The organism is Pararhizobium polonicum, from assembly GCF_001687365.1.
GTDB lineage: Bacteria > Pseudomonadota > Alphaproteobacteria > Rhizobiales > Rhizobiaceae > Pararhizobium > Pararhizobium polonicum.
Map to the genome: position 1 here is coordinate 150,036 of NZ_LGLV01000015.1, position 21,361 is coordinate 171,396.

Annotated in this window: 20 protein-coding genes and 1 pseudogene; 8 read left to right on the forward strand and 13 right to left on the reverse strand. The window is 61.2% G+C overall.

Annotated features, from left to right (window positions below):
• Window positions 1-72: 72 nt before the first annotated feature.
• The 3 genes and pseudogenes from ADU59_RS22765 to ADU59_RS30390 all read right to left on the reverse strand — a co-directional run.
• Window positions 73-765, reverse strand: a pseudogene (locus ADU59_RS22765) (class GN sortase); the annotation flags it as partial.
• Window positions 749-3,115 (reverse strand): marine proteobacterial sortase target protein, encoded by a 2,367-nt coding sequence (locus ADU59_RS22770; protein WP_244506486.1) that lies wholly within the window; start codon window positions 3,113-3,115, stop codon window positions 749-751. The pseudogene ADU59_RS22765 and the gene ADU59_RS22770, both read right to left, overlap by 17 nt.
• A 107-nt stretch (window positions 3,116-3,222) precedes the next feature.
• Complete coding sequence (locus tag ADU59_RS30390) at window positions 3,223-3,444, reverse strand: hypothetical protein (RefSeq protein WP_139093211.1); 222 nt, start codon at window positions 3,442-3,444, stop codon at window positions 3,223-3,225.
• 132 nt (window positions 3,445-3,576) lie between these two features.
• Here ADU59_RS30390 and ADU59_RS22775 point away from each other — a divergent pair, with 132 nt between their 5' ends.
• Both ADU59_RS22775 and ADU59_RS22780 read left to right on the forward strand, forming a co-directional pair.
• Window positions 3,577-4,779, forward strand: a complete 1,203-nt coding sequence (locus ADU59_RS22775) for a pyridoxal phosphate-dependent aminotransferase (RefSeq protein ID WP_068956970.1) — start codon at window positions 3,577-3,579, stop codon at window positions 4,777-4,779.
• Between the two features lie 199 nt (window positions 4,780-4,978).
• Window positions 4,979-6,160, forward strand: coding sequence for an MFS transporter (locus ADU59_RS22780; protein WP_068956847.1), 1,182 nt, complete (start codon window positions 4,979-4,981; stop codon window positions 6,158-6,160).
• A gap of 27 nt (window positions 6,161-6,187) precedes the next feature.
• Here the strand turns inward: ADU59_RS22780 and ADU59_RS22785 are convergent, their stop codons facing one another.
• Window positions 6,188-7,081 (reverse strand): LysR family transcriptional regulator, encoded by an 894-nt coding sequence (locus tag ADU59_RS22785; protein ID WP_068956849.1) that lies wholly within the window; start codon window positions 7,079-7,081, stop codon window positions 6,188-6,190.
• A gap of 91 nt (window positions 7,082-7,172) precedes the next feature.
• Between ADU59_RS22785 and ADU59_RS22790 the strand changes: the two genes are divergently transcribed.
• Window positions 7,173-8,192, forward strand: coding sequence for an NAD(P)H-binding protein (locus ADU59_RS22790; protein ID WP_068956851.1), 1,020 nt, complete (start codon window positions 7,173-7,175; stop codon window positions 8,190-8,192).
• A gap of 4 nt (window positions 8,193-8,196) precedes the next feature.
• Here ADU59_RS22790 and ADU59_RS22795 read toward each other — a convergent pair whose 3' ends face one another.
• From ADU59_RS22795 to trxB, 7 genes are all read right to left on the reverse strand, one after another.
• A complete protein-coding gene (locus ADU59_RS22795) occupies window positions 8,197-9,138 on the reverse strand; it encodes a lytic transglycosylase domain-containing protein (protein ID WP_162493789.1) in 942 nt (313 codons plus the stop codon).
• Between the two features lie 72 nt (window positions 9,139-9,210).
• Window positions 9,211-9,714: a GNAT family N-acetyltransferase gene (locus ADU59_RS22800; RefSeq protein ID WP_068956853.1), complete on the reverse strand. Its 504-nt coding sequence runs from the start codon at window positions 9,712-9,714 to the stop codon at window positions 9,211-9,213.
• Between the two features lie 84 nt (window positions 9,715-9,798).
• Window positions 9,799-10,599, reverse strand: a complete 801-nt coding sequence (locus ADU59_RS22805) for an aminoglycoside phosphotransferase family protein (protein WP_083198389.1) — start codon at window positions 10,597-10,599, stop codon at window positions 9,799-9,801.
• A gap of 249 nt (window positions 10,600-10,848) precedes the next feature.
• Window positions 10,849-11,973 (reverse strand): alkene reductase, encoded by a 1,125-nt coding sequence (locus ADU59_RS22810; RefSeq protein WP_068956855.1) that lies wholly within the window; start codon window positions 11,971-11,973, stop codon window positions 10,849-10,851.
• A gap of 62 nt (window positions 11,974-12,035) precedes the next feature.
• Window positions 12,036-12,329, reverse strand: a complete 294-nt coding sequence (locus ADU59_RS22815) for an ArsR/SmtB family transcription factor (RefSeq protein ID WP_068956856.1) — start codon at window positions 12,327-12,329, stop codon at window positions 12,036-12,038.
• A gap of 638 nt (window positions 12,330-12,967) precedes the next feature.
• Window positions 12,968-13,864, reverse strand: a complete 897-nt coding sequence (locus ADU59_RS22820) for a LysR family transcriptional regulator VtlR (protein WP_068956976.1) — start codon at window positions 13,862-13,864, stop codon at window positions 12,968-12,970.
• Between the two features lie 113 nt (window positions 13,865-13,977).
• On the reverse strand, window positions 13,978-14,952 hold the full coding sequence (trxB, locus tag ADU59_RS22825; protein WP_068956858.1) for a thioredoxin-disulfide reductase: 975 nt from the start codon (window positions 14,950-14,952) through the stop codon (window positions 13,978-13,980).
• A 334-nt stretch (window positions 14,953-15,286) separates the two neighbouring features.
• Between trxB and ADU59_RS22830 the strand changes: the two genes are divergently transcribed.
• From ADU59_RS22830 to ADU59_RS22850, 5 genes are all read left to right on the forward strand, one after another.
• Window positions 15,287-16,258 (forward strand): glycosyltransferase family 2 protein, encoded by a 972-nt coding sequence (locus tag ADU59_RS22830; protein ID WP_068956978.1) that lies wholly within the window; start codon window positions 15,287-15,289, stop codon window positions 16,256-16,258.
• Window positions 16,259-16,324: 66 nt separating this feature from the next.
• Complete coding sequence (locus ADU59_RS22835; RefSeq protein ID WP_083198390.1) at window positions 16,325-16,789, forward strand: Lrp/AsnC family transcriptional regulator; 465 nt, start codon at window positions 16,325-16,327, stop codon at window positions 16,787-16,789.
• A 63-nt stretch (window positions 16,790-16,852) separates the two neighbouring features.
• Window positions 16,853-17,569: a glycosyltransferase gene (locus tag ADU59_RS22840; RefSeq protein WP_068956860.1), complete on the forward strand. Its 717-nt coding sequence runs from the start codon at window positions 16,853-16,855 to the stop codon at window positions 17,567-17,569.
• A 61-nt stretch (window positions 17,570-17,630) separates the two neighbouring features.
• Entirely contained in the window at window positions 17,631-18,452 is an 822-nt protein-coding gene (locus ADU59_RS22845; RefSeq protein ID WP_068956862.1) for a glycosyltransferase family 2 protein, read from the forward strand.
• A 7-nt stretch (window positions 18,453-18,459) separates the two neighbouring features.
• A complete protein-coding gene (locus ADU59_RS22850; protein WP_068956864.1) occupies window positions 18,460-19,482 on the forward strand; it encodes a glycosyltransferase in 1,023 nt (340 codons plus the stop codon).
• A gap of 194 nt (window positions 19,483-19,676) precedes the next feature.
• On the opposite strand, the gene ADU59_RS22855 is transcribed toward ADU59_RS22850, so the two are convergent.
• Both ADU59_RS22855 and greA read right to left on the reverse strand, forming a co-directional pair.
• Window positions 19,677-20,747, reverse strand: coding sequence for a glycosyltransferase family 4 protein (locus ADU59_RS22855; RefSeq protein ID WP_068956866.1), 1,071 nt, complete (start codon window positions 20,745-20,747; stop codon window positions 19,677-19,679).
• Between the two features lie 87 nt (window positions 20,748-20,834).
• Window positions 20,835-21,311 (reverse strand): transcription elongation factor GreA, encoded by a 477-nt coding sequence (greA, locus tag ADU59_RS22860; protein ID WP_037098620.1) that lies wholly within the window; start codon window positions 21,309-21,311, stop codon window positions 20,835-20,837.
• Between the last annotated feature and the right edge of the window lie 50 nt (window positions 21,312-21,361).

A 21,361-nucleotide genomic window follows, 5' to 3' on the forward strand; every position in this document is an offset into this window, starting at 1 on the left:
CCTCCATGCCGGTTCTTTCGAAACTGGGGGGCTGAGACGGCGGGATCAAGGCCGATCAGGCGGATTCTGCGATCAAAAGGATTTTACCGGGAGTTGAGCGGTGTTTTCCAGGACTGACAGTTTCGGTTGATCGGGGGAGGCGACAAGCTCCGCATTGACGATGTAGCGCAAGGGGCCCTGTTCGGTCGCGTCGAAGGGCCAGCAGGTGGCAAGCGCCAGATGGCGGCCGGATGCATCCGCATCGATGCCACTCTCGTCCCAGCGGGCGATCCGGCCGGGGCCGGCGCGGAAGGTGAGGTTGGTTCCATCCTTGCGGGTGATGACCAGAAGATCGCCCGGCTCGACGTCCTTCAGCCAGCGGAAATGCGTATCACGATGGGCGGCAATGACGGAAGTGCCGAGTTCGCCGGGCGCCGGGGTATTGGCCAGCCGCGCCGGTCCGAAGGCCAGCGCCTCGCCGCTGGCGCCGGACAGCACCACGGCGGTCTTGCCGATGCGCGGCGCGGTGATTTCCGCCTCGGTGGAAAAATCGGCCCAGGGCCATGGCTTCGCGTCTGTCTCGCCGTGCAGTTGCGCCTCGAAGCTACGCTTCAGGAGAACCTGCGAAACCTCCGCCTTGGCCTTCATGTAAACGCCCTTGCCGACCAGCATCAGGCCGGCGAGGGCGAGAAGGGCGATCCCGGCAAGGACGACTGTTTCTAGGGCGCTGAGCCGCGCCAGAAAACCGTCGCGGCCCTCGTTTTCGGGTTTATCGGACACGGTGGCGTGCCTCCAGGATCAGGCCGCGCAACTGCCAGCGCCACAGGCTGAAGGTGGTCGCCGCCATCAGCGCGATGGCGATCAGCATCAGGCCGATCAGGATATGCCGGTCGGCCAGCGTTGCCGTCTGCGGCAGGTTCACCTGGCTGCCGGCCTGTGCGATCAGTCCGGCAGCGCGTGCCGTCGGGGCCGCGGCCATGCGGTCGGCGATCAGCATCGCCTGTTCCTCACCCGTTTCGAGCGATGCCTTGCGCTGGCCTTCCGGCAGGGCCTGCGGTGTCCTCTCGCCGAGTACCTTGCCGAAATCCCAGCCAGCCGGCAGGTTGAGCGGCAGATCGGTGCTGGCGACAGGTTCTCCGGCCGGCCGCGACGGCGTCACGTCGACTGCAACAAGGCTGGTGACGCGCGAGACGAGGTGGTGAGCAAGCGCCACCGTCTCGATCTGCTTGTCGAGTGCTGCCCTGTCGTTCACCATGTAGCCCGTGGCATCCATGTCGTCGATCTTGCGGCGTGCCCAGAGCTTGGCAATGCCGGCACCTTCGGAGGCCTTGGCGACGTCCATCTCGAGGCGCCACGGCTGGCTGCCGGTCTTGCCGGTGATCTGCAGCTTGCCCGCAGGCGTCGCGCCGTCGAGTTCGGCCGTCAGCACCACCGGTTCGCCGCGATAGAGGTCGGGCATCGGGTTCGGCGTGATATCCTGCGCATTGGTGCCGTCGAAGGTGACGACGATATCGGTCATCACGGGATTTTCGAGCTTGTCGAAAAGCTCGCCCATGCGGGCGGCAACCTGATCTTCCGAGCCGATCAGCGTGAAGGTGCCGCGGCCGATTTCGGCGGCCTTGGTCATGAAATGGGTGTTGGGCGCCGAGCCGATGCCGACGGTAAAGACGCGGGCATCGCCGCGGTTGTTCGAAATTTCCGTAAACAGCTGCTCTTCGTTGCCGATCGCACCATCGGTGAGGAACACCACCTGACGCAGCGCACCCGGTTCGACCGAACCTTGCGTGCGAAGGGCCGCTTCCAGGGCGGGAAGCATTTCCGTACCGCCGTCGGCTGTCAGGGCGCGGACGAAAGCGATCGCATCTTCGCGCTTGTCCGGCGTGGCCTGTACCAGCGACGGGAAGTGCACCGTCATCGTGTCGTCGAAGCGGATGACGTTGAACCTGTCTTCCGGCTGCAGCTTGGAGATGGCGAGCGCCAGGCTTTCGCGGGCCTGTTCGATCGATTTGCCGGCCATGGAGCCGGAGTTGTCGATGACGAAGATCACTTCGCGCTTCGGACGTGTCTCGGTGGCGGCGGCATCGTCGGCCGGGGGCGTCACGAAACCGAGCAGATAGGTCTTGCCGTTCATTGTCTCGCGAAACAGGCCGGCATGCGGGGTCTTGCCGGCGCTGGCCGTCCAGTTCAGCTCGAAATCCTTGTCGGCCGGGACGCTGCCGCTCTTCAGCGAAATCGTACGGGCCATGTCATCGACCGTCTGCGTGTCGGTCTCATGGAAGGGCGACGTGACGGTGCCGAGCGGGAAGCCGGCCTTCAGGTTGACCGTCAGCGTCACCGGATTGATCTTGGCGTTCTCGGCCGGGTCCAGCACCGGCGCCGTGATCTTGTCGCGATCGGGAACCGGATCGTTGACCGCATAGCCGGAGTTGGGGTCGAGATCGACCGTCCGGACGATCGGATCTGGATTGTAACGTGGCGCGACGACCATCGGGAAACGCAGCGAGAAGGTGCCGCCAGACTGATGGACGCTGCTTTGGTATTCGATCTGCACGACGATGGTTTCGCCGGGGCCGATATTGGCAACCTGATTGGTGAAGATGTTGGGGCGCTGCTGCTCGAGAAGTGCGGTCTTCTTGCCCTCGGCCTTGGCCTGCTCATAGACCTTGCGAGCCTCTTCGCGGGCCTTGATCTCGCCTTCGATGAAGCGGTTGCCGATCTGCATCTTCAGCGTATCGACGGCGGAGTTTTCCGGCAGCGGGAAGACGTAAGTGCCTTCGACCCAGCCCTTGCTCGGGTTCTGGAAACGCTGGGTGACGCGGGTGCGGGCGATCGGGCCGTTGACGTCGATCACGACATCGGTCGCCAGACGCGGCGCCTCGACGAATGCGCCGGGTTCTTTCGAGGGGAAGAGCAGGGCGCCGGTGCCCATGTCGTTGGGGCGCACGAAGCCGGCAAAACGCTGTGGCTTGCCTTCGGTTTTCTCGGCGATCGTCTCGGCTGCGGCGTGCGAGAAAAAGCCCATCGCAAATAGCAGGACCATCGTCAGGGCAACAAGGGCTGCCACGATCAGATATTCGACGTGCCGCGCGGTGACGCGGCTTGGCGGTGTGCCCGCATTTTCGGTGTCCAGAAGCATTGCAGGCCCCCTCGGCGCAAATGGATTGGTCGGCCTTCAGAAAGAGCCCGGAAGTCGGCTGTTCAAGGACGGAATTGCGGCGGCCCAAGGCATTTATTGTGACCAAATCAAGGCGTTGCAAAAATTGGCAAAAGCGTTTGTTTTTGATGAATAAATTTCCGCGACGAAACGTTATTCCGCCTCATGTGCTCAAGGCTGCCGTGGCTTTGCATTTCTCTTTCTCCAGGCTGGAAAAGCAGAGTCGTTTCAGGCATCTGCGGCGCGCGGCCGACAAACTGATTCATCCAATTGTGTGATGTCATCGATGAAACATTGTCATGGTCACGCATTTTGCCGGTTTTCTGGGCTCTTTGCGCTTGAAACCGGGGCAGTCTTTCGACATACACCTAACCGCTATGGAGCCAGGCAGAGCCCGCTTCATTGGCCGCATGCTGTTTCAACCTGATCAGGACAAACATATCATGGCCTTTCTTGCCGACGCCCTTTCCCGTGTAAAGCCATCCGCCACCATCGCCGTTTCCCAGAAAGCCCGGGAACTGAAAGCCAAGGGCCGCGATGTGATCGGGCTTGGCGCCGGAGAGCCGGATTTCGATACGCCGGACAATATCAAGAAGGCCGCCATCGACGCGATCAACCGCGGCGAGACGAAGTACACGCCGGTTTCGGGCATCCCGGAACTGCGCGAGGCGATCGCCAAGAAGTTCAAGCGCGAGAACAATCTCGACTACACGGCTGCCCAGACGATCGTCGGCACCGGTGGAAAGCAGATTCTTTTCAACGCCTTCATGGCGACGATCAATCCAGGCGATGAAGTCGTGATCCCGGCACCTTACTGGGTGTCCTATCCGGAGATGGTTTCCATCTGCGGCGGCACACCGGTGTTCGTCGAAGCGACGCAGGCCAACAATTTCAAGCTGACCGCCGAAGACCTCGACAAGGCGATCACGGACAAGACCAAGTGGTTCATCTTCAATTCGCCGTCCAACCCGTCGGGCGCTGCCTACAGCCATGCGGAACTCAAGGCCCTGACCGACGTGCTGCTCAAGCATCCGCATGTCTGGGTCCTGACCGATGACATGTACGAGCACCTGACCTATGGCGATTTCAAGTTCGCCACGCCGGTGGAAGTCGAGCCGAAGCTCTATGACCGCACGCTGACCATGAACGGCGTGTCCAAGGCCTATGCCATGACCGGCTGGCGTATCGGCTATGCGGCCGGCCCGCTGTCGCTGATCAAGGCAATGGACATGATTCAGGGTCAGCAGACCTCGGGAGCCTGCTCGATCGCCCAGTGGGCGGCCGTCGAGGCGCTCAACGGTACCCAGGATTTCATCCCGGAAAACAAGAGGATCTTCGAAGGCCGCCGCGATCTGGTCGTCTCGATGCTCAATCAGGCCAAGGGCATCGAGTGCCCGTCGCCGGAGGGGGCGTTCTACGTCTATCCGTCCTGCAAGGGGCTGATCGGCAAGACGGCACCGACCGGCAAGGTCATCGAGAGCGACGTGGACTTCGTGTCCGAATTGCTGGAATCGGAAGGCGTCGCCGTCGTCCAGGGGTCGGCCTTCGGTCTCGGCCCCAACTTCCGCATTTCCTACGCGACTTCGGAAGAGCTGCTTGAGGAAGCCTGCAAGCGTATCCAGCGCTTCTGCGGCGCCTGCAAGTAAGCACGGCATCGGCCTGTCCCAACGAGCCCGCCGGTAACGGCGGGTTTTTTGTTGGGTGGCCGTTGGTTTGGGCGTGCATCGTTCGGGTCGCGTAGCGACATCTAGCCTAACGGCCGGAAATCATCGCTCCCGGCACGCCATACGGGTTCCCGTTTCGCGCGATTCCCGTTACATGACAGCCTGTTGGGAGGAGACCTTCATGAACATCGCGCCGCACCGCCGGATCTACATCTGTTTTTTCCTGTTTGCCGTCTCGCTTGGTGCGTTGCTCGCTCGCATGCCCGATCTGCAGGTCGCTCTCGGTGTCAATAAATCCGAGCTGGGAATGACGCTGATCGGCATGGCGATCGGCGCGCTGACGTCGCTGACATTCTCTTCGCCGCTGATCGCGCATCTGGGTGCGCGAACGACGGCCTTTGTCACCGTTCTCGGTACGGCTGCATCGTTTGCGCTCGTTCCCTGGGTTGGCGAAGCGCCGCTGGTGTTCTGCGTGTTGTTCGGGGCGGGGCTGCTGGCCGGCGCGCTGGAAATCAATCTCAATGTCGAAATCGACCGGCTGGAGGCGCAGCTCGGGCGCGGCATCATGAACCGGGCCCACGGCTTCTGGAGCCTTGGGTTCTTCGTCACAGCGCTGATTGCATCGGCCGTGCGCCAGGCCGAAATCTCCATGCAACTGCATCTGGCCGTCACACTTGCCGTGGTGCTCGTCGTCGGCACGGTGGCCATGTCCGGCATCCGCAATGCGCCGGCGCGCGCGGTATCGCATGAGGCGAAAGCGCCGCTTCTGGCTCTGCCGACCGTCGGCCTTCTGCCGCTCTGCATGATCGGTCTCGCGGCTTTCCTCGTCGAAGGCGCCGGCATCGACTGGTCGGCGATCTACATGCGCGACGTTTTTGCGGTCGAACCGTTCATTGGCGGCCTCGGCTTGACGCTGTTCACCTTCTTCATGGCGATGGTGCGGCTGTTCATCGATCCGGTCGTCGACCGTTTTGGCGCCCGCGCCGTGGCCACGGCCCTGCTGCTCCTGTCGGCGATCGGCCTCTGCGCCGTCTGGCTGGCGCCGCATCCATATATCGCGCTCCTTGGCTTTGCCCTGATGGGCGGCGGCTGTAGCGCTGTCTATCCGCTGGCGGTGTCGGCGGCGGCGCAGCGCACCGACCGGGCGGCACAGGTGAATGTCGCAGCGCTCGGGCAGGTGACGTTCATCGTCTTCTTCCTGGCGCCGCCGCTGCTTGGCTTCGTTGCCGAACATGCCGGCATCCGCACGTCCTACCTCGTCTGCCTGCCGTTGATCCTCTATGCGCTGTTTTCGGTCAAGGCGCTGGCATCGCGCGGAGCGGCCGGCAACCCGGCCGCGGCCGTATCGCCAGCGCAGGGCTGAGGGGCTGGGCAGGGCTGAGGCCGGGGATCACGTGCCGATATAGGCAAGTAAGCCCTCCACCAGCGCATCGAAGGTGGCGCGGCAGCGGGGCGTCGTCTTCAGGTTCTCGTGCATGACGACGAAGGTTTCGAGCGGCAGTTCGAATTCCGTCTTAAACAGCCGCACGATATCGGGATCGCGTCTGGCGAGCGCCACCTGGCAGACGCCGATGCCTGAGCCGGCGCGGATCGCTGCCAGCTGCGCCAGATTGCTGTCCGCCCGGAACGAGGGGCGCATCAGCTCGATCAGCGGGACGCGCTTGCGGATCGCCCGCACGAAGGCGCTTTCCCGGTCAAAGCCGATAGTACGATGGTGGAGCAGGTCTTCGAGCGTGTCCGGAAATCCGTGTTTGTCGAGATAGCGCCGGTGTGCGTGAAGGCCGAGCGGAATGCCGCCGATCCGGCGGGTGATCAGCGCATCCTGTTCGGGCGCCACCATGCGCACGGCGATATCCGCCTCCCGGCGCATGAGGTCCTCGACGGCATCCGACAGGGAAAGCTCGATGACGAGGTCCGGGTAACGGTCATTGAGCGCGGCCAGCAGCGGCGGCAGCACCTCTATGCCGATTACCTCGCTGGCGCTGATGCGCACCGTGCCGCGCACGCCGCCGCCCAGTCCTGTCGCTGCCCGCAGCAACGCTGCCGCGTTGGAGGCCAGCTGTTCGGCATGCGGCTTGAGATCGGTTGCCGCCTCCGTCGGGATCAGCCCCTGCGGCGAGCGGATGAACAGCTGGAAGCCGATGACGCCTTCCAGCGCATCGATATGCCGGCCGATGGTCGGCTGCGTCAGCCCAAGCTCGCGGGCGGCGGCCGACAGCGATCCCTCCTGCAGAACGGTCAGGAAGGTGCGGTAGAAATCCCAGCTGGGTTCGATCTCTCTCATTCATTTTTGTATATCAGATAAATAATTTTCGACAATTCCGTTTATCTGCAACTGCGCGCAGGATGATCTCCATCGAACACGGAGATCAGACATGACCGGCGAAGCAAAACAGACAGTCCTCATCCTCGGCGCGACCGGGGGCATTGGCGGCGCGGTTGCCCGGAGCCTTCAGGCGCGCGGCTGGGCGATTCGCGCCCTGCATCGTGATGCAGCCAAGGCCGCCGCGCAGAGCCCCGGCTACGAATGGGTGCAGGGCGACGCCATGACAGCGGACGACGTGCTGGCCGCGGCCCAGGGTGCAAGCCTGATCGTTCATGCCGTCAATCCGGCGGGTTACCGCAACTGGGGTACGCTGGTGTTGCCGATGATCGACAACACGATCGCGGCGGCCAAGGCTGTCGGCGCGACGGTGCTTCTGCCGGGCACGATCTACAATTTCGGCCCCGACGCCTTCCCGCTGCTGCATGAGACATCGCCGCAGAATCCGGTGACGGCAAAGGGAAAGATCCGCGCCGAGATGGAGCGCCGCCTGGAGGCGGCATCAGCGGAAGGTATGCGGGTCATCATCGTCAGGGCAGGGGATTTCTTCGGTCCGGGTGCTGCCAACAGCTGGTTCAGCCAAGGGATTGTCACACCCGGAAAGCCGGTCCGCAGCATCACCTATCCCGGCAGAAAGGGCGTCGGCCATCAATGGGCCTATCTGCCCGATGTCGCCGAAACGATGGCGCGGCTGGTCGATCGCCGCGAGACGCTGGCACCGTTTGCCGTCTATCACATGCAGGGGTTCTGGGATGAAGACGGCACGCGGATGGTTGCCGCGATCCGCCGCGCCAGTGGCAACCCGGAACTGAAGGTCAAAGCTTTCCCCTGGTGGTTAATGCCGTTCGTCTCGCCGTTCGTGCCGTTGCTGAAGGAATTGCGGGAGATGCGCTATATCTGGCAGGAGCCATTGTGCATGCCGAACGACAGGCTGGTCGCTGCCATCGGTGCCGAACCGTGGACGCCGATCGAGGAGGCCGTCAGGGGGTCGCTTGCCGCGCTCGGCTGCCTGCCGCCGGAAACGGCACTGCCGCAGCGGGCTCTGTCGGCGCCCGTGGAGATTGCAGGATAGCGGCTCAGTTCTTGAAGACGATGCAGGCGCCGCCGCCCTGGCGGATTTGGGTGCAGACGGCATCCGCCTCGGCGCGGGTCTGGCGGCCGATGCGGGCGGTGTAGCGCAGCCGGGTTCCAAATGCCCTGTTGCGCTCCCGCTGGATCAACGGCTTTTCGCCATTGAGCGGCGCGGGCATCCGGCTGACGACATTCTGGAACAGCCGCTGCGCCACGGATTTCTGGAAATGCGCTGACAATTGCGCGCCCCAGGGTGCCCAGGTGCCTTCGTCTCCGAACTCTACTTCCTTCATGCGCCGCTTGTCGGCAAGCGCGGTGCAGGCATCATAGAACGACTTGTCCTTGTCGAGCCGCAGATCGAGCGTCTGGGGCGGATTGTCTTTCCATTCCTCCACCGGATGGGCGGTGATGGCGAGCACATAGGCGCGCGTCTCGTCTGGAAGGCTGCCGGTGTTGAGAAATGTGCCCACCCCGCCTTCTCCGGCATTGTAAGCGGCGGCTGCCAGGCCGAGATTGCCGAAACGGTCACGCAACGCGTTGAGATATTCCGCCGATTTCCCCAGGGCCTCCAGCGCATCGAAGCTGTTGGACAGGCCGCGCAACTTCGCCGTCGAGGGGATGAATTGCGCAATGCCTTCGGCTCCCTTCGGGCTGACGGCATCCGGCCGGAACAGGCTTTCCTTCCAGATCAGCCGGGCAAAGAAATCGGGCGGCAGGGCGTTGGTTTCGGCGAAATGGCCAAGGGCGGTACAGATATCACGGCTGTAGCTGCGGGCGCGAACGCAGAGCGTCGTGTCTGCCGTTGTGGTGGAATAAACGCAAGGTGGCGCGCGCCATTCCGGCTGGGCAAAGGCATTGGAGGTGTTTGTGAACGTGACGATAGCCGACGCAACGGTAAACAATGCCGCTAACCATGCCCGCTCATGCCGCCGTCTGTCGTGTTTCATCCGCTGAGCGACCATCCGCCAAATATTCCGACGGTTCTTCATAGCATCGATACGGCGCGGCGGGGAGACGGTCTATGCCTGATCCGGCAAGGTCAGTTGCATGAAGGTCAGGTCCAGCCAGCGGCCGAACTTGGTGCCGACCTCCTTCATCCGGCCGGTGATCTCGAAACCGAGCTTTTCGTGCAGGCGGATCGAGGCTTCATTGTTGGCCTCGATGCCGGCGACCATCACATGCTTGCCGCAGGCCGCAGCCCGCTCGATCAGGGCCAGCATCAACATCTTGCCGATACCGCCGCCGCGCTGGTTCTTTTCGACATAGACCGAATGCTCGACCGTATGGCGATAGCCGTCGAAGGCCCGCCAGTCGCCAAAGGAGGCGTAGCCGGCGATCGTAGCGTCATCCGTGACAGCCACCAGCACCGGATAGCCGAGACGCTTGCGATCAGCCAGCCAATTGGCACGGTTTGCAAGATCGACCTGCGTATCGTTCCAGATCGCCGTCGTGTTGAGTACGGCATCATTGTAGATATCGCGGATGGCGGGTAGGTCGGTCTCTTCGGCGTCGCGCAGGTGCATCGGGGTCTCCAGCAGTTTGGCGCATGCTCTATGCCGCGGCGGCACTGTTGTACAGTCGGTAAATCATCCGTTGCCGGAAGCGGGTCAAGTGCCGCTGGCAAGCTCCGCCGCGGCGATTTCCGCGATATGAAGAGCCGGCGCCGGATCGCCGCCATCCTCAAGGGACCACGCGGCGGAAAGCCCGGCATAGGCCACGAGCCACCGGAGCAGCCGTTCCGGCGAAAGGCCTGATTCCGTTGCCACGATGGGAAGCCGGCGGCGCAGTCTTGCCGGGTCCGTCGCCACCGCCGGGGCCGGATTGCAGAAGAGGTTGGCATAGTCATAAGCACGCTCGCCAAGCAGCCCCTTCGGGTCGATTGCCAGCCAGCCCCGGTCTTCGAAATCGAGGATATTGCCGTGGTGGATATCGCCATGCAGGACGCCGACCTCCCGGGGTGCCGCAAGCAGCGCTTTTGCGACAGCGTCCGAGGTGCTGAACACGCCGCCGTAGGCCGAGGCCGCCGCTTCCAGCGCGCGGAACCGGATGTCGAGGGGAACAAGCTCGGGATAGGGTTTGGCCGGCGGCCGGTGAAGGGTTTGAACGGTCCTGCAGATGATCCGGCTTGCCTCGTCATCGTCGCCGTTCATCGCCATGACCAGCAGCGAGCGCTTGCCTTCAGCCCGCTCCAGCAGGATCGCCTCACCGTCATGGGCATAGACCTTTGCTGCGCCATCGCCGTCCCACCATTGTATCAGCAGGCCGCCGCGCGTTTCCTCGGCGATGGTCGCAACCTTCAGCATGGCGGGCAGGCCCTGCCAGCGGACGGGGAGGAGGTGGCTGGAGTGGGTGACGACGGGGGCGCCGTCGGGCGCGAGTCCCCATGCCTTGATGTGACGGTCAAACATTGCAGGCCCCTTCACTTCCTCTTCTCCCCTGTGGGGAGAAGGTGGCCCGCAGGGCCGGATGAGGGGGCGGCTGGCTCCGAAATCGCGGAGGCACCCCCTCATCGTCTCGTTTCACTTGCACTTATCCCCGCTGGGGAAATGTGGCAAGAAGCGTCATCCCGCGAGGCATGCGGCGCACGAGTTTGGTGCAAGAGATCACCCCACCCAGGACTGCATGCCGACCCTCCCCCTTGAGGGGAGGGTGGATTGTCAAGCGACCTGCTGCTCGAGCGCCGGATAGTCGGTATAGCCCTTGGCGCCGCCGCCGTAGAAGGTGGCCTGATCCGGCGTGTTGAGCGGCGCGTTGTCCTTCAGGCGCTCAACCAGATCGGGATTGGAGATGAACGGCTTGCCGAAGGCGACGAGGTCGGTCTTGCCGTCCCTGACGGTCTCGATGGCGAGATCGCGATCGTAGCCGTTATTGGTCATCCATGCGGCCTTGCCGCCTGCCTTTTCATAGGCTTGGCGCAGCGCCTTGTAGTCGAACGGCGTGTCGCCCTGCTGGAAGTCGCGCGGGCCGCCGGTCGCACCTTCGATGATGTGGATATAGGACAGCTTGTACTTGGCCAGGCCTTCAACGACATAGGTGAAGAGCGCCTGGGCATCTGGATCGGAACTGTCATTGGCCGGCGTTACCGGCGAAATGCGGATGCCGGTGCGGCCTTCGCCGATTTCCCGGGTGATGGCATCGACGACCTGGAAGAGGAAGCGGGCGCGGTTTTCGATCGGGCCGCCATATTCGTCGGTGCGCACGTTCGAGCCCGAGCGCAGGAACTGGTCGATCAGGTAGCCGTTGGCCGCATGGATCTCGACGCCGTCGAAGCCGGCATCGATGGCCGCGCGTGCGGCCTTGCGGTAATCTTCGATGATGCCCGGAATTTCGGAGAGCTCGAGCGCGCGCGGCTCGGAGGTTTCGGCGAAGGTGCCGGTGCCGTCAGCGTTGATCAGATAGGTCTTCGACTTTGCCTGGATGGCGGAGGCCGACACCGGCTTGCCGCCGTTCGGCTGCAGCGAGGTGTGGGAGATCCGGCCGACATGCCACATCTGCACAACGATCTTGCCGCCGGCCTTGTGCACGGCGTTGGTGACCTGTTTCCAGCCGTCGAGCGCTTCCTGGGTATAAAGGCCGGGAACGTCGGCATAGCCCTGGCCCTGATGGGTGATGGCGGTTGCTTCGGTAATCAGCAGGCCGGCCGAGGCACGCTGTTCATAGTAGGTGACATTCAGCGTGTTCGGCACAGCGCCCGGCGAGCGGTTGCGCGTCAAAGGCGCCATCACGATGCGGTTGGCAAGCTCGATGTCGCCGATCTTGATCGGGTCGAAGAGGGAGGTCATGGAAAGTCCTTTTCGTTCGTTGCGGGGTATGGAGAGGGGAGGGCTGCGGGCGGGGTTGCCCGTCAGAGCGTGTTGGCGATGTCCTTCAGGAACGCCTCGATGGTGTCTTCGTTCCGTCTGTAGAAGATCCACTGGCCGACCCGTTTGGTGGTGACCAGCTCGGCACGCTGCAGGATCGACAGATGGCCGGAGACGGTGGATTGCGACAGGCCGCAGCGTTCGAACTGGCTGGCGCAGATGCCCATCTCCAGCGGATGATGCTGATCTGAAAAATGCGCCTCCGGCTCCTTCATCCAGCCCAGCATCTCGATACGCTTGGGATGCGCCAGGGCCTTCAAAATTTCGTCCTTGTCCATCGATCGACTCTGTATCGTTAAATTCCGATATGCCGATATGTGGATCGCGATTGGCCGATATTCAAGTCACGACTGTGTGAAAGATGGCTGAAGGGGAGATTTGATCAAAAAAAAAGGGCCACTGGAGAACCAGGCCCTTTTAGGTGTGAAGGTTCAAAACCTCCAGAGGGGAACAGCTGCTGCGGCGGTACTGGGAGGAAGAAGACCGCCATGTGCATCAGCTGAGATGGATATGGGGCGGTGCGGCAAAAATTTCAATGCTTGGCGTCAAGAAAAATTGCAACCCTGAGTGTGTATTTGAATTCAGGGCAAAAAAAGAGGGCCACAAGAAGAACTTGGGCCCTTTATAGTTATGAAGGTAATTAACCTCCAGAGGGGAACAGCTGCTGCGGTGGCACTGGGAGGAAAAAAGCCACCAAGATGCATCAGCTGCAGTCGATATGATGGTTTTTTGGGCGATCCGCAATCATTTAATATGCATGACAGCCATGTGCTGAGCGCACCCCTGCGTATTTTTCAGGCGATTCTCCGTGCAGTCTCCTTGCGCGGAATGGGCGTACTGCAAAAATAGCAGTTAAAACAGCAGTTTGTCTAGCAGGATTGTAGAGAGTGTTTTTTGTGCAGCTGCGAAGGCGGGGTCAGAAGTTCCAGTTGCGGGCCTTGGCGACGATGAAATCGCGGAAGACTTTCAGCTTGGCAGCGTTCTTCATCTCGTCCGGATAGCAGAAATAGGTATCGAAGGACGGAATGTCGGCACCGATCGGAAGTTGAATAAGCCCGGGATCGCGACCGACGATATAGTCAGGCATCATGGCGATGCCGATGCCAAGCAGGCAGGCACGCTTGATCGAGGTTTGGCTGTTGATCTGCAGGTGCGAGGGACGGGGGTTGTCGCTATCGCGTCCGGCGATTTCCAGCCAGTTGACGTCGAGCAGATAGTTGGGAGCCGGCTCGCCGAAGGTGATGATGCGGTGGTTGTCGAGATCCTCGATCGACTGCGGCTCGCCATATTTGTTGATATAGGAGGGGGCCGCGTAGACATGCATGTGCACGGTGAACAGCTTGCGCTGGATGAGGTCGGACTGCTGCGGCTGGCGCAGCCGGATGGCGCAGTCGGCGTGGCGCATGTTGACGTCCAGCTCCTCGTTGTCGAGGATCAGCTGCACCTGCATGTCGGGATAGAGCGACAGGAATTCCTGCACCTTGTCGGTGAGCCAGCCCTGGCCGAGGCCGACCGTGGTGGTGATGCGCAGCTTGCCGGAGGGCTTGTCGGTGTTTTCGGTCAGCTGGACCTTGACGCCTTCGAGCTTCATCAGCACTTCATGTGCGGTCCGGTAGAGGATTTCGCCCTGTTCGGTGAGAATCAGGCCGCGGGCATGGCGATGGAACAGCTTGATGCCGACATCCTGCTCGAGCGAACTGACCTGCCGGCTGATGGCCGATTGCGAAAGATGCAGCTTGTCGGCCGCATGGGTAAAGGATCCCGCTTCCGCCGCCGCATGGAAAATACGCAGTTTGTCCCAGTCTAGCGGCATGCCACCCCCCATAGGTCCTTGTGGCGGAAAACGGCCTCGTTGTTTCCCGCCAGAAGACTGATTGTCTGTTCCCACTCAGGAGCGGGTTTTGCCGCTCCAATCATTCGCGGCTTCTATTCGGCCGCAATTGCGACAGGCATATGGCCCGCCAGATATTTTTCCGCCTCGAGCGCTGCCATGCAGCCCATGCCGGCAGCCGTGATCGCCTGACGGTAGATATCGTCGGTCACATCGCCAGCCGCGTAGACGCCAGCCACATCAGTGGCAGTCGAATCGGGTGCTGTCCAGAGGTAGCCGTTCGGCTTCAGGCGCAACTTGTCCTTGAAAAGCTCGACCGCCGGCGCATGGCCGATCGCTACGAACACACCGTCGATCGGCATCTCGCTGGTGGCGCCGGTCTTTGTGTTGCGCAGCTTGACGCCGCTGACCGAGGCCGGCATCGGCGGCTTGGCCGCAGCACCGGTATATTCCGTGACTTCGTGATCCCAGATGATCTCAACGTTTTCCTTGGCAAACAGCCGCTCCTGCAGGATCTTTTCAGCGCGGAAATGATCGCGGCGGTGCACGACGGTCACGGTCTTGGCAAGGTTCGACAGGTAGAGCGCTTCCTCGACGGCCGAATTGCCGCCGCCGACCACGATCACATCCTTGTTGCGATAGAAGAAACCGTCGCAGGTGGCGCAGGCCGAAACGCCGAAGCCCATGAAGGCGGGTTCGCTCTCGATGCCGAGCCATTTGGCCTTGGCACCGGTGGCGATGATCAGCACATCGGCTGTCCAGTCGGTGCCGCTGTCGGTCTTCAGGCGGAACGGACGCGCCGAGATATCGACGTCGGTTACGAGGTCATTGACGATCTCGGCGCCGACATGGGTCGCCTGCTTGAGCATCTGCTCCATCATCCAGGGGCCCTGGACCGGATCGGCATAGCCCGGATAATTCTCGACATCGGTGGTGATCATCAGCTGGCCGCCCTGTTCCATGCCGGCGATCAGGACCGGATTGAGCATGGCACGCGCCGAATAGATGGCGGCGGTGTAGCCGGCCGGGCCTGAGCCGATGATGAGAACTTTGGTGTGTCGGGCAGTCATGGTCCGGGTCCTTCGATGGCCGGGACGGTATAATATCGTCCGGCTTCGTCATGAGATGAGAAAATCCTCTTCTAGTTTAGGGATTTCCGCCGCCCTGTTTCAAGGGCAGGGCCGCTGATACACACAGGTGTGTTGCCTGATTGCCCCGGTTCAGCGAGGTTTTTGTGCATGACGCGCGCAGATGCCCTCGTTTTTCCATCCTAATACGTGTTACCGACGAGCCCTGTGACAATGCTTTGTCGTTGCGAGAGAAACCGGTTTGGCAAAACGCCCTTTTTCATATCCCTTCGCGTCTGCAGAGGCTTTCGACTACGGCCGAAACGTCCTCGAAAAAATCCGCACCCGTCTTGAAACGAGGCGCGTCGCATCACGGCGCAGAAAAGATGCGGGCGGGGAGCGTACGGGGCTCTCCCAGTTGCATCCCCATGATTTTCGGCCACTTGAGAAGCAGGATATTCCTCTTGTCTTCATCACGCACAACGATCTCAAATTCATGCGGTCTCTGCTGCAGCACTATCGAAAATTGGGAGTGACCCGTTTCATATGCGTCGATGATCGCTCGACCGACGGCACCCGGGAGTTTCTCTGCGAGCAGCCGGACGTCGATGTTTGGAGCGCCGACACGCGCTTCAAGGAGGCAAAACGCGGGCGTCTCTGGAGAGAAGCGCTGTTTGCCCGCTACGGCAAGCAACGCTGGTACGTGAGTATCGATTCAGACGAATATCTTGTCTATGAGCAATGTTACGACAAACCGCTGGCGGAATTGATTTCGCATCTCGAAAGCAGGGATATCAGGCGGTTTGCGGCTCCCATGATCGATATGTATCCAGGCGGTTCGGTCGATGCATCCCGTTTTGACGGAAACGACGCGATGATGCCTTGGGAGGTCGCTGACTGTTTCGACGGCGAGGGCTATGTGATCGAGAAAACCAAACGCTTTCTCAGTTTGTTCGGAGGGCCGCGCCGCCGCAAGTTCGCTTCTGAATTGGAGCTGATGAAGTATCCTTTGATGTTTTGGGATGAAACTTGCAGCACCGGCGTCAGTATCCATCAGCCGCTGCCATTCGAGCGCAATTTCTATCCGATTTCCGCAGTCCTGCTGCATTTCAAATTTTTTGCCGACTACCGGGAGAAAACCAAGGACGCTGTTGCGGACCAGCAATATTTTGGAGATGCACGGGAATACCGGCGGATACTGGCGGCCATCGAAAAGACGGGCGATCTCGATTTCGTCTATGAGGGCACCGTGAAATATTCTTCGCCGCAACAGTTGATCGAGCGCGGCTTCATGCACTCGATCTGGTAGAGAGCGGAAGTTGCGGATGCCGCCGCGGTGGCAGCCTCCAGACGTCAGGAAACGGGAAGTTTAACCATGGTGATGCGCGTCGAACTTGATGCTATCGATATGAAAATTCTGCGCGAACTCCAGAATGACGGGCGGATGACGAATGTCGAGCTCGCCGAACGCGTCGGCATATCGGCGCCGCCCTGTCTGCGGCGCGTGCGCAAGCTGGAGGAGGCCGGCATTATCCGCGGCTATCGTGCCCTGTTGAATGCCCCGGCGCTTGGTTATGATCTGGTTGCCTTCTGCATGGTCGGCCTCAAGCATCAGTCGGATGCCAATCTCAAGGCGTTTGCCAAGCAGACGGCCAATTGGCCGCTGGTGCGCGAAGCCTGGATGGTCTCCGGCGAGTCCGACTTTCTCTTGCAATGCGTTGCCGAAAACCTTGCGAGCTTTCAGGATTTCGTTATTGAAGAGCTCACAGCCACGGAGAACGTGGACACCGTGCGAACGATGCTGACGATCCGGCAGGTCAAGGATTCATCGCTTCTCTAGCCGGGTGAACCGTCCGATCGATCGGAACACCGCTGAAAATGGCTTCAAGCTGAGGAATGTGCTTTGACAAAAAAGGGTATCATCTATGTTGCGTTCGGGCAAAAATATGTCGATGAGGCACTCTTTTCCGCCAGTTCCGTAAAGCGCCATTCCCCTTCACTCGGCATCACCATCTTTACCGATTTGCCGGTCGCGCACGCTGTTTTCGATTCAGTGGTGCTCATCAAGCCGACCCACAAATTCGCTAAGGTGGATTTCATTCCGGATTCGCCCTACGATTACACATTGTTCCTCGACAGCGACACGGAAGTCGTGCGCGACATTACGGATATGTTCGATATTCTCGATCGTTTTGACATGGCCGCGGTTCATGATCACGCCCGTAAGAGCAGCCGCTGGTCGAACAAGATACCGGACTACGCCGCCATTCCCTACGGTTTTTCTGAATTCAACACCGGCGTTCTTCTCTATCGAAAATCCGAGAAAATGCAGGCTTTCTTCGAAAGCTGGCGCACGCATTTCTATGCGAATATGGAAGGCAGTCTTGGCCAGGATCAGCCATCCTTCCGCATCGCCGTTTGGCACAGTGATGTACGCATGCATACATTGCCGTTCGAGTTCAACGTGCGAAACGAAAGCATCCGTGACAAGATGAAGAAGCGTTCCGAGAGTGCGGCCGACGAAAGCCTGTTGAAGCCACGCATCTTTCATTGGCACGGTCTGAACAAAAAGCGCTTACATCATCGCTTCAAGGCGAAGTACCGTGCCATGAAATATTGATTGGCCGATTGTGGCCGTCGATCTTGATGTCGCGATACGCCAAAACGGAACCTGCGTCCGAATGACAAATCTCCCGCTCTCCGCCTTCATCATCTGCCTGAATGAGGAAGCCTATCTCGGCAATTGCATCGAGAGCCTGGAGAGTTGCGCCGAAATCGTCATCGTCGATTCCGGTTCGACCGACGGTACGGCGGCGCTGGTGCAGTCCTATATCGACAAGGGCTGGCCGATCCGTTTCCTGTTCGAGCCCTGGCGCGGTTATGCCGGCCAGAAGCAGTTCGCGCTTGACCAGTGCAGCCAGCCCTGGTGCCTGAATATCGATGCCGACGAGCGGCTGGACGAGCCGTTGCAGGCGCTGCTGCCGTCGCTGATCGAAGCCCCGGCGGACACCGTCGGCTGGCGGGTTGCGCGCCGGCCCTACCTGATCGGCTACGGTTATACGCCCGACAAGGTGCGCGAGCGCAAGAACCTGCGGCTGATCCGCAAGGGCAGGGGCGCCTATGATCTGAGCCAGAAGGTCCATGAGGGTATCGTGCCGGATGGCAAGGTCGAGGCGGCCGCAACCGGCAGTCTGTTGCACTACCGCCCGCTGATCATCGACGAACAAATCCTCAAGGAAAACAAGTATTCGACCCTGAAGGCCGATCAACAGTTTGCGGCCGGCAAACCGCCGCGTCCCTGGAAGATGCTGTTCAGTCCGCCGCTTTATTTTTTCCGGCTCTATTTTCGCAATGGCCTGTGGCGCTGCGGCTTTCCCGGCTTCATCGAGGCTGCGACCGGCGGCGTCTACGCCTTCCTGACGGCGGCCAAGATCTATCAGCGGCACGCGCTGCAGCGGAAGCCGAATTTCGACGACATGGAACGCGATCGCCGCGGCAAATGAGGACGTCATGAAGGTCATGCACTATCACTTCGGCAAGGATGGCGGCGCCGAACGCTTCTTTGTCCATCTCGTCAACGCGCTGGGGCGGCGCGGCGTCGAGCAGACCGCCGTCATCCGTCCGGATCGTCTCTGGCGCAAGGACATCGAGCCGCATGCCCGGCTGATCGAAAGCAATTTTCGCAATCTTTCGCCGGATCGTATCCTACTGCCCTTGAAGGTCATGCAGATGGCGCGAACGGAAAAGCCGGATGCGCTGTTTTCCTGGGCGACGCGGGCAAGCCGGCTGATGCCGAACTACAAGGGCTGCATCAAGATTTCGCGGCTTGGCGATTACCCGACCAATCTCAGCTATTTCAAGAACACCGACGTGCTGGTCTGCAACACGCCGGGGATCGGCGAGCATGTGCGCAAGATCGGCTGGACGCGCGGCGTCGAGATCATCTCCAATTTCACCAATACCGAACGCGTCACACCCGCCGACCGGAAGAGCCTCGACACGCCGGCGGATGCGCCCGTCGTCATGTCGATGGGACGTTTCGTACCGCGCAAGGGCTTTGCGCTGCTGACCGAAGCCGTTGCAAAGCTGCCCGGCGTCTATCTCTGGCTTGCCGGCGACGGCGAGGAAATGGAGAACGTCCGCAAGCTGGCCGCCGATCTCGGCGTTACCGATCGCGTCCGCTTTCTCGGCTGGCAGAAAGATACGCGTCCTTACGTGGCGGCCGCCGACATCTTCGTCATGCCGTCGAGCCACGAGCCGCTTGGTAATGTCATCCTCGAAGCCTGGGCGCAGCAAAAGCCGGTCGTTTCCAGCCGCTCCGAAGGCCCGACCTGGTTCATGCGCGACGGTGAAAACGGATTGCTGGTGGATATCGGCGATACGGATGGTTTCAGCAGGGCGATCGAGCGGCTGATCAACGACAAGCAACTGGCGGATCGCGTCGCGCTGGGTGGCCACGAAACCCTGATGGGGCAATTTTCGGAGGATGCCGTGGCCAACGCCTATATCGAGTTGTTCAAGCGCAAGCCGTAGATTTTGTCGGCCTTTCCGTTGGGCAGATCGCGGATATTGCCCTCCGCCAACCCCTCACCCTAGCCCTCTCCCCGCAAGCGGGGAGAGGGAATTTGTCCGGAGTTCGCCGCTTGTTCCTTCTCCCCGTCATAACGGGGAGAAGGTGCCCAATAGGGCGGATGAGGGGGCGCTGGCGACAGATGTATAGTCGGCGATCAGGCGGAAATCGCCTCAGACAGCAGCGTCTCGTAGACGGCGCCGATACTCGACGCTTCGCCTTGAATGCTGAAGCTGGCCATGGCGCGCGCCAGACCGCGTTCGCCGGCCAGTTCCGTTCGCTCAGGATCGTCCATGAACAGGGAGGCGGCATCCGTCATGGCGGCCAGTTCGTTGGCGGGAATCAGAATGCCGGTCTCGTCCTGCCCCGTCACCAGCAGTTCGGAGAAGGCGCCGACATCGGTCGCCACCACCGGCACCTGTGTCGCCATCGCCTCGAGCGGGGTGAGGCCAAAGCCCTCCCAGCGCTGCGGCGCGATGAACAGGTCGAGTGCCCGGTACCAGTCGGGAATGTTGGTGTGTTCGCCGACGAACAGGATACGGTCGGCGAGGCCCGCCTGCTTGACCTTGTCCTTCAGCTCGTTTTCGAACGGAACATGGGCCGGCGTCGCGCGGCCGGCGACGATGGCGATCCAGTCCGGCCGTTGTGGCAGAAGGCTGATCATGCTGTCGACGAAGAGGTCGGTGCCCTTCTGGTGGCGCACGCGGCCGAAGCAGCCGGCGATCTGCCTGTCCGCCGGCAGGCCAAGTGCCGCCTTGGCGGCAGCCTTGTCTGTGGCCGGAAAGAAGCGCTGCGTATCGATCCCGTGCATGATCGTCGTGCTCGGCACCTCCAGATAGGCGGCCGTGCGGTTGCTGGTGGCGATCACTGCGTCCATCCGCCGGACAAGGAATTTGGTCCAGCCGGAATGCTTGCGCTGCGAGGCGGAGGTGAAGACGATCTTCAGTTTCATGCGCAGGATGTCGCGCAGAAAAATCGCCGGCAGCATCTCGATGTTGCGCCGCGCATGCCAGACACGAAGGCCACGGTTTTTCGGGCGGCTCCAGAGCTGCAGAAGTGCCGAATAACCGATATGGGGCAGGGTGTCGGGCAGGCCGGGGCCGAGGGTGGCCACCTTCTGGCCGAGCGCGCGCTGCACCGGAACAAGCTGGATGATGGTGGAGGTGACGCCGGAGAGGCGGCGCTTGAAATTCGGCGCGATGATCTCGACGTCGCTGATATCGTCCACGCTTGGCAATCCTTCTCGTCGTCTAACAGAAAAAGCCCGGAGGCAGCTTTGCGCGCCGTCCGGGCTTTTTAATGCACATGCCGGGGATCAGCCCCAGTTGATCGCGAGGATCTCGTAGGCCTTCGAGCCGCCGGGAGCGACGACTTCGATCGAATCGCCGACTTCCTTGCCGATCAGCGCGCGGGCGATCGGCGAGGAGATGGAGATGCGGCCTTGCTTCACGTCGGCTTCCTGGTCGCCGACGATCTGGTAGGTCTTGTTTTCTTCGGTGTCCTCGTCGATCAGCTTGACGGTGGCGCCGAACTTGATCTTCGAGCCCGACATCTTCGACAGGTCGATGACTTCGGCGCGGGCGACATAGTCCTCGACCTCGCCGATACGACCCTCGTTGTGGCTCTGGGCTTCCTTGGCCGCGTGATATTCCGCATTTTCAGAGAGATCGCCATGGGCGCGTGCTTCGGAAATTGCTTCGATGATCCGCGGGCGTTCTTCCTGCTGGCGCCAGCGCAGTTCTTCCTGCAGCTTGGCAAATCCGCTCTGAGTCATCGGTACTTTTTCGACCATTTCACTGTCCTTCATAGTCCATGCTTGGCCCGCTTCAGGCAGGCTTAGCA

Coding starts and splice junctions, on each gene's coding strand:
- ADU59_RS22805 (WP_083198389.1), bottom strand. CDS start 10,599: ATGTTTGACCGTCACATCAAGGCATGGGGACTCGCGCCCGACGGCGCC.
- ADU59_RS22845 (WP_068956862.1), top strand. CDS start 17,631: ATGACAAATCTCCCGCTCTCCGCCTTCATCATCTGCCTGAATGAGGAA.
- ADU59_RS22800 (WP_068956853.1), bottom strand. CDS start 9,714: ATGCACCTGCGCGACGCCGAAGAGACCGACCTACCCGCCATCCGCGAT.
- trxB (WP_068956858.1), bottom strand. CDS start 14,952: ATGACTGCCCGACACACCAAAGTTCTCATCATCGGCTCAGGCCCGGCC.
- ADU59_RS22820 (WP_068956976.1), bottom strand. CDS start 13,864: ATGCCGCTAGACTGGGACAAACTGCGTATTTTCCATGCGGCGGCGGAA.
- ADU59_RS22850 (WP_068956864.1), top strand. CDS start 18,460: ATGAAGGTCATGCACTATCACTTCGGCAAGGATGGCGGCGCCGAACGC.
- ADU59_RS22790 (WP_068956851.1), top strand. CDS start 7,173: ATGACCGGCGAAGCAAAACAGACAGTCCTCATCCTCGGCGCGACCGGG.
- ADU59_RS22770 (WP_244506486.1), bottom strand. CDS start 3,115: ATGCTTCTGGACACCGAAAATGCGGGCACACCGCCAAGCCGCGTCACC.
- ADU59_RS22835 (WP_083198390.1), top strand. CDS start 16,325: ATGGTGATGCGCGTCGAACTTGATGCTATCGATATGAAAATTCTGCGC.
- ADU59_RS22810 (WP_068956855.1), bottom strand. CDS start 11,973: ATGACCTCCCTCTTCGACCCGATCAAGATCGGCGACATCGAGCTTGCC.
- ADU59_RS22795 (WP_162493789.1), bottom strand. CDS start 9,138: ATGAAACACGACAGACGGCGGCATGAGCGGGCATGGTTAGCGGCATTG.
- ADU59_RS30390 (WP_139093211.1), bottom strand. CDS start 3,444: ATGCGTGACCATGACAATGTTTCATCGATGACATCACACAATTGGATG.
- ADU59_RS22780 (WP_068956847.1), top strand. CDS start 4,979: ATGAACATCGCGCCGCACCGCCGGATCTACATCTGTTTTTTCCTGTTT.
- ADU59_RS22785 (WP_068956849.1), bottom strand. CDS start 7,081: ATGAGAGAGATCGAACCCAGCTGGGATTTCTACCGCACCTTCCTGACC.
- greA (WP_037098620.1), bottom strand. CDS start 21,311: ATGGTCGAAAAAGTACCGATGACTCAGAGCGGATTTGCCAAGCTGCAG.
- ADU59_RS22815 (WP_068956856.1), bottom strand. CDS start 12,329: ATGGACAAGGACGAAATTTTGAAGGCCCTGGCGCATCCCAAGCGTATC.
- ADU59_RS22775 (WP_068956970.1), top strand. CDS start 3,577: ATGGCCTTTCTTGCCGACGCCCTTTCCCGTGTAAAGCCATCCGCCACC.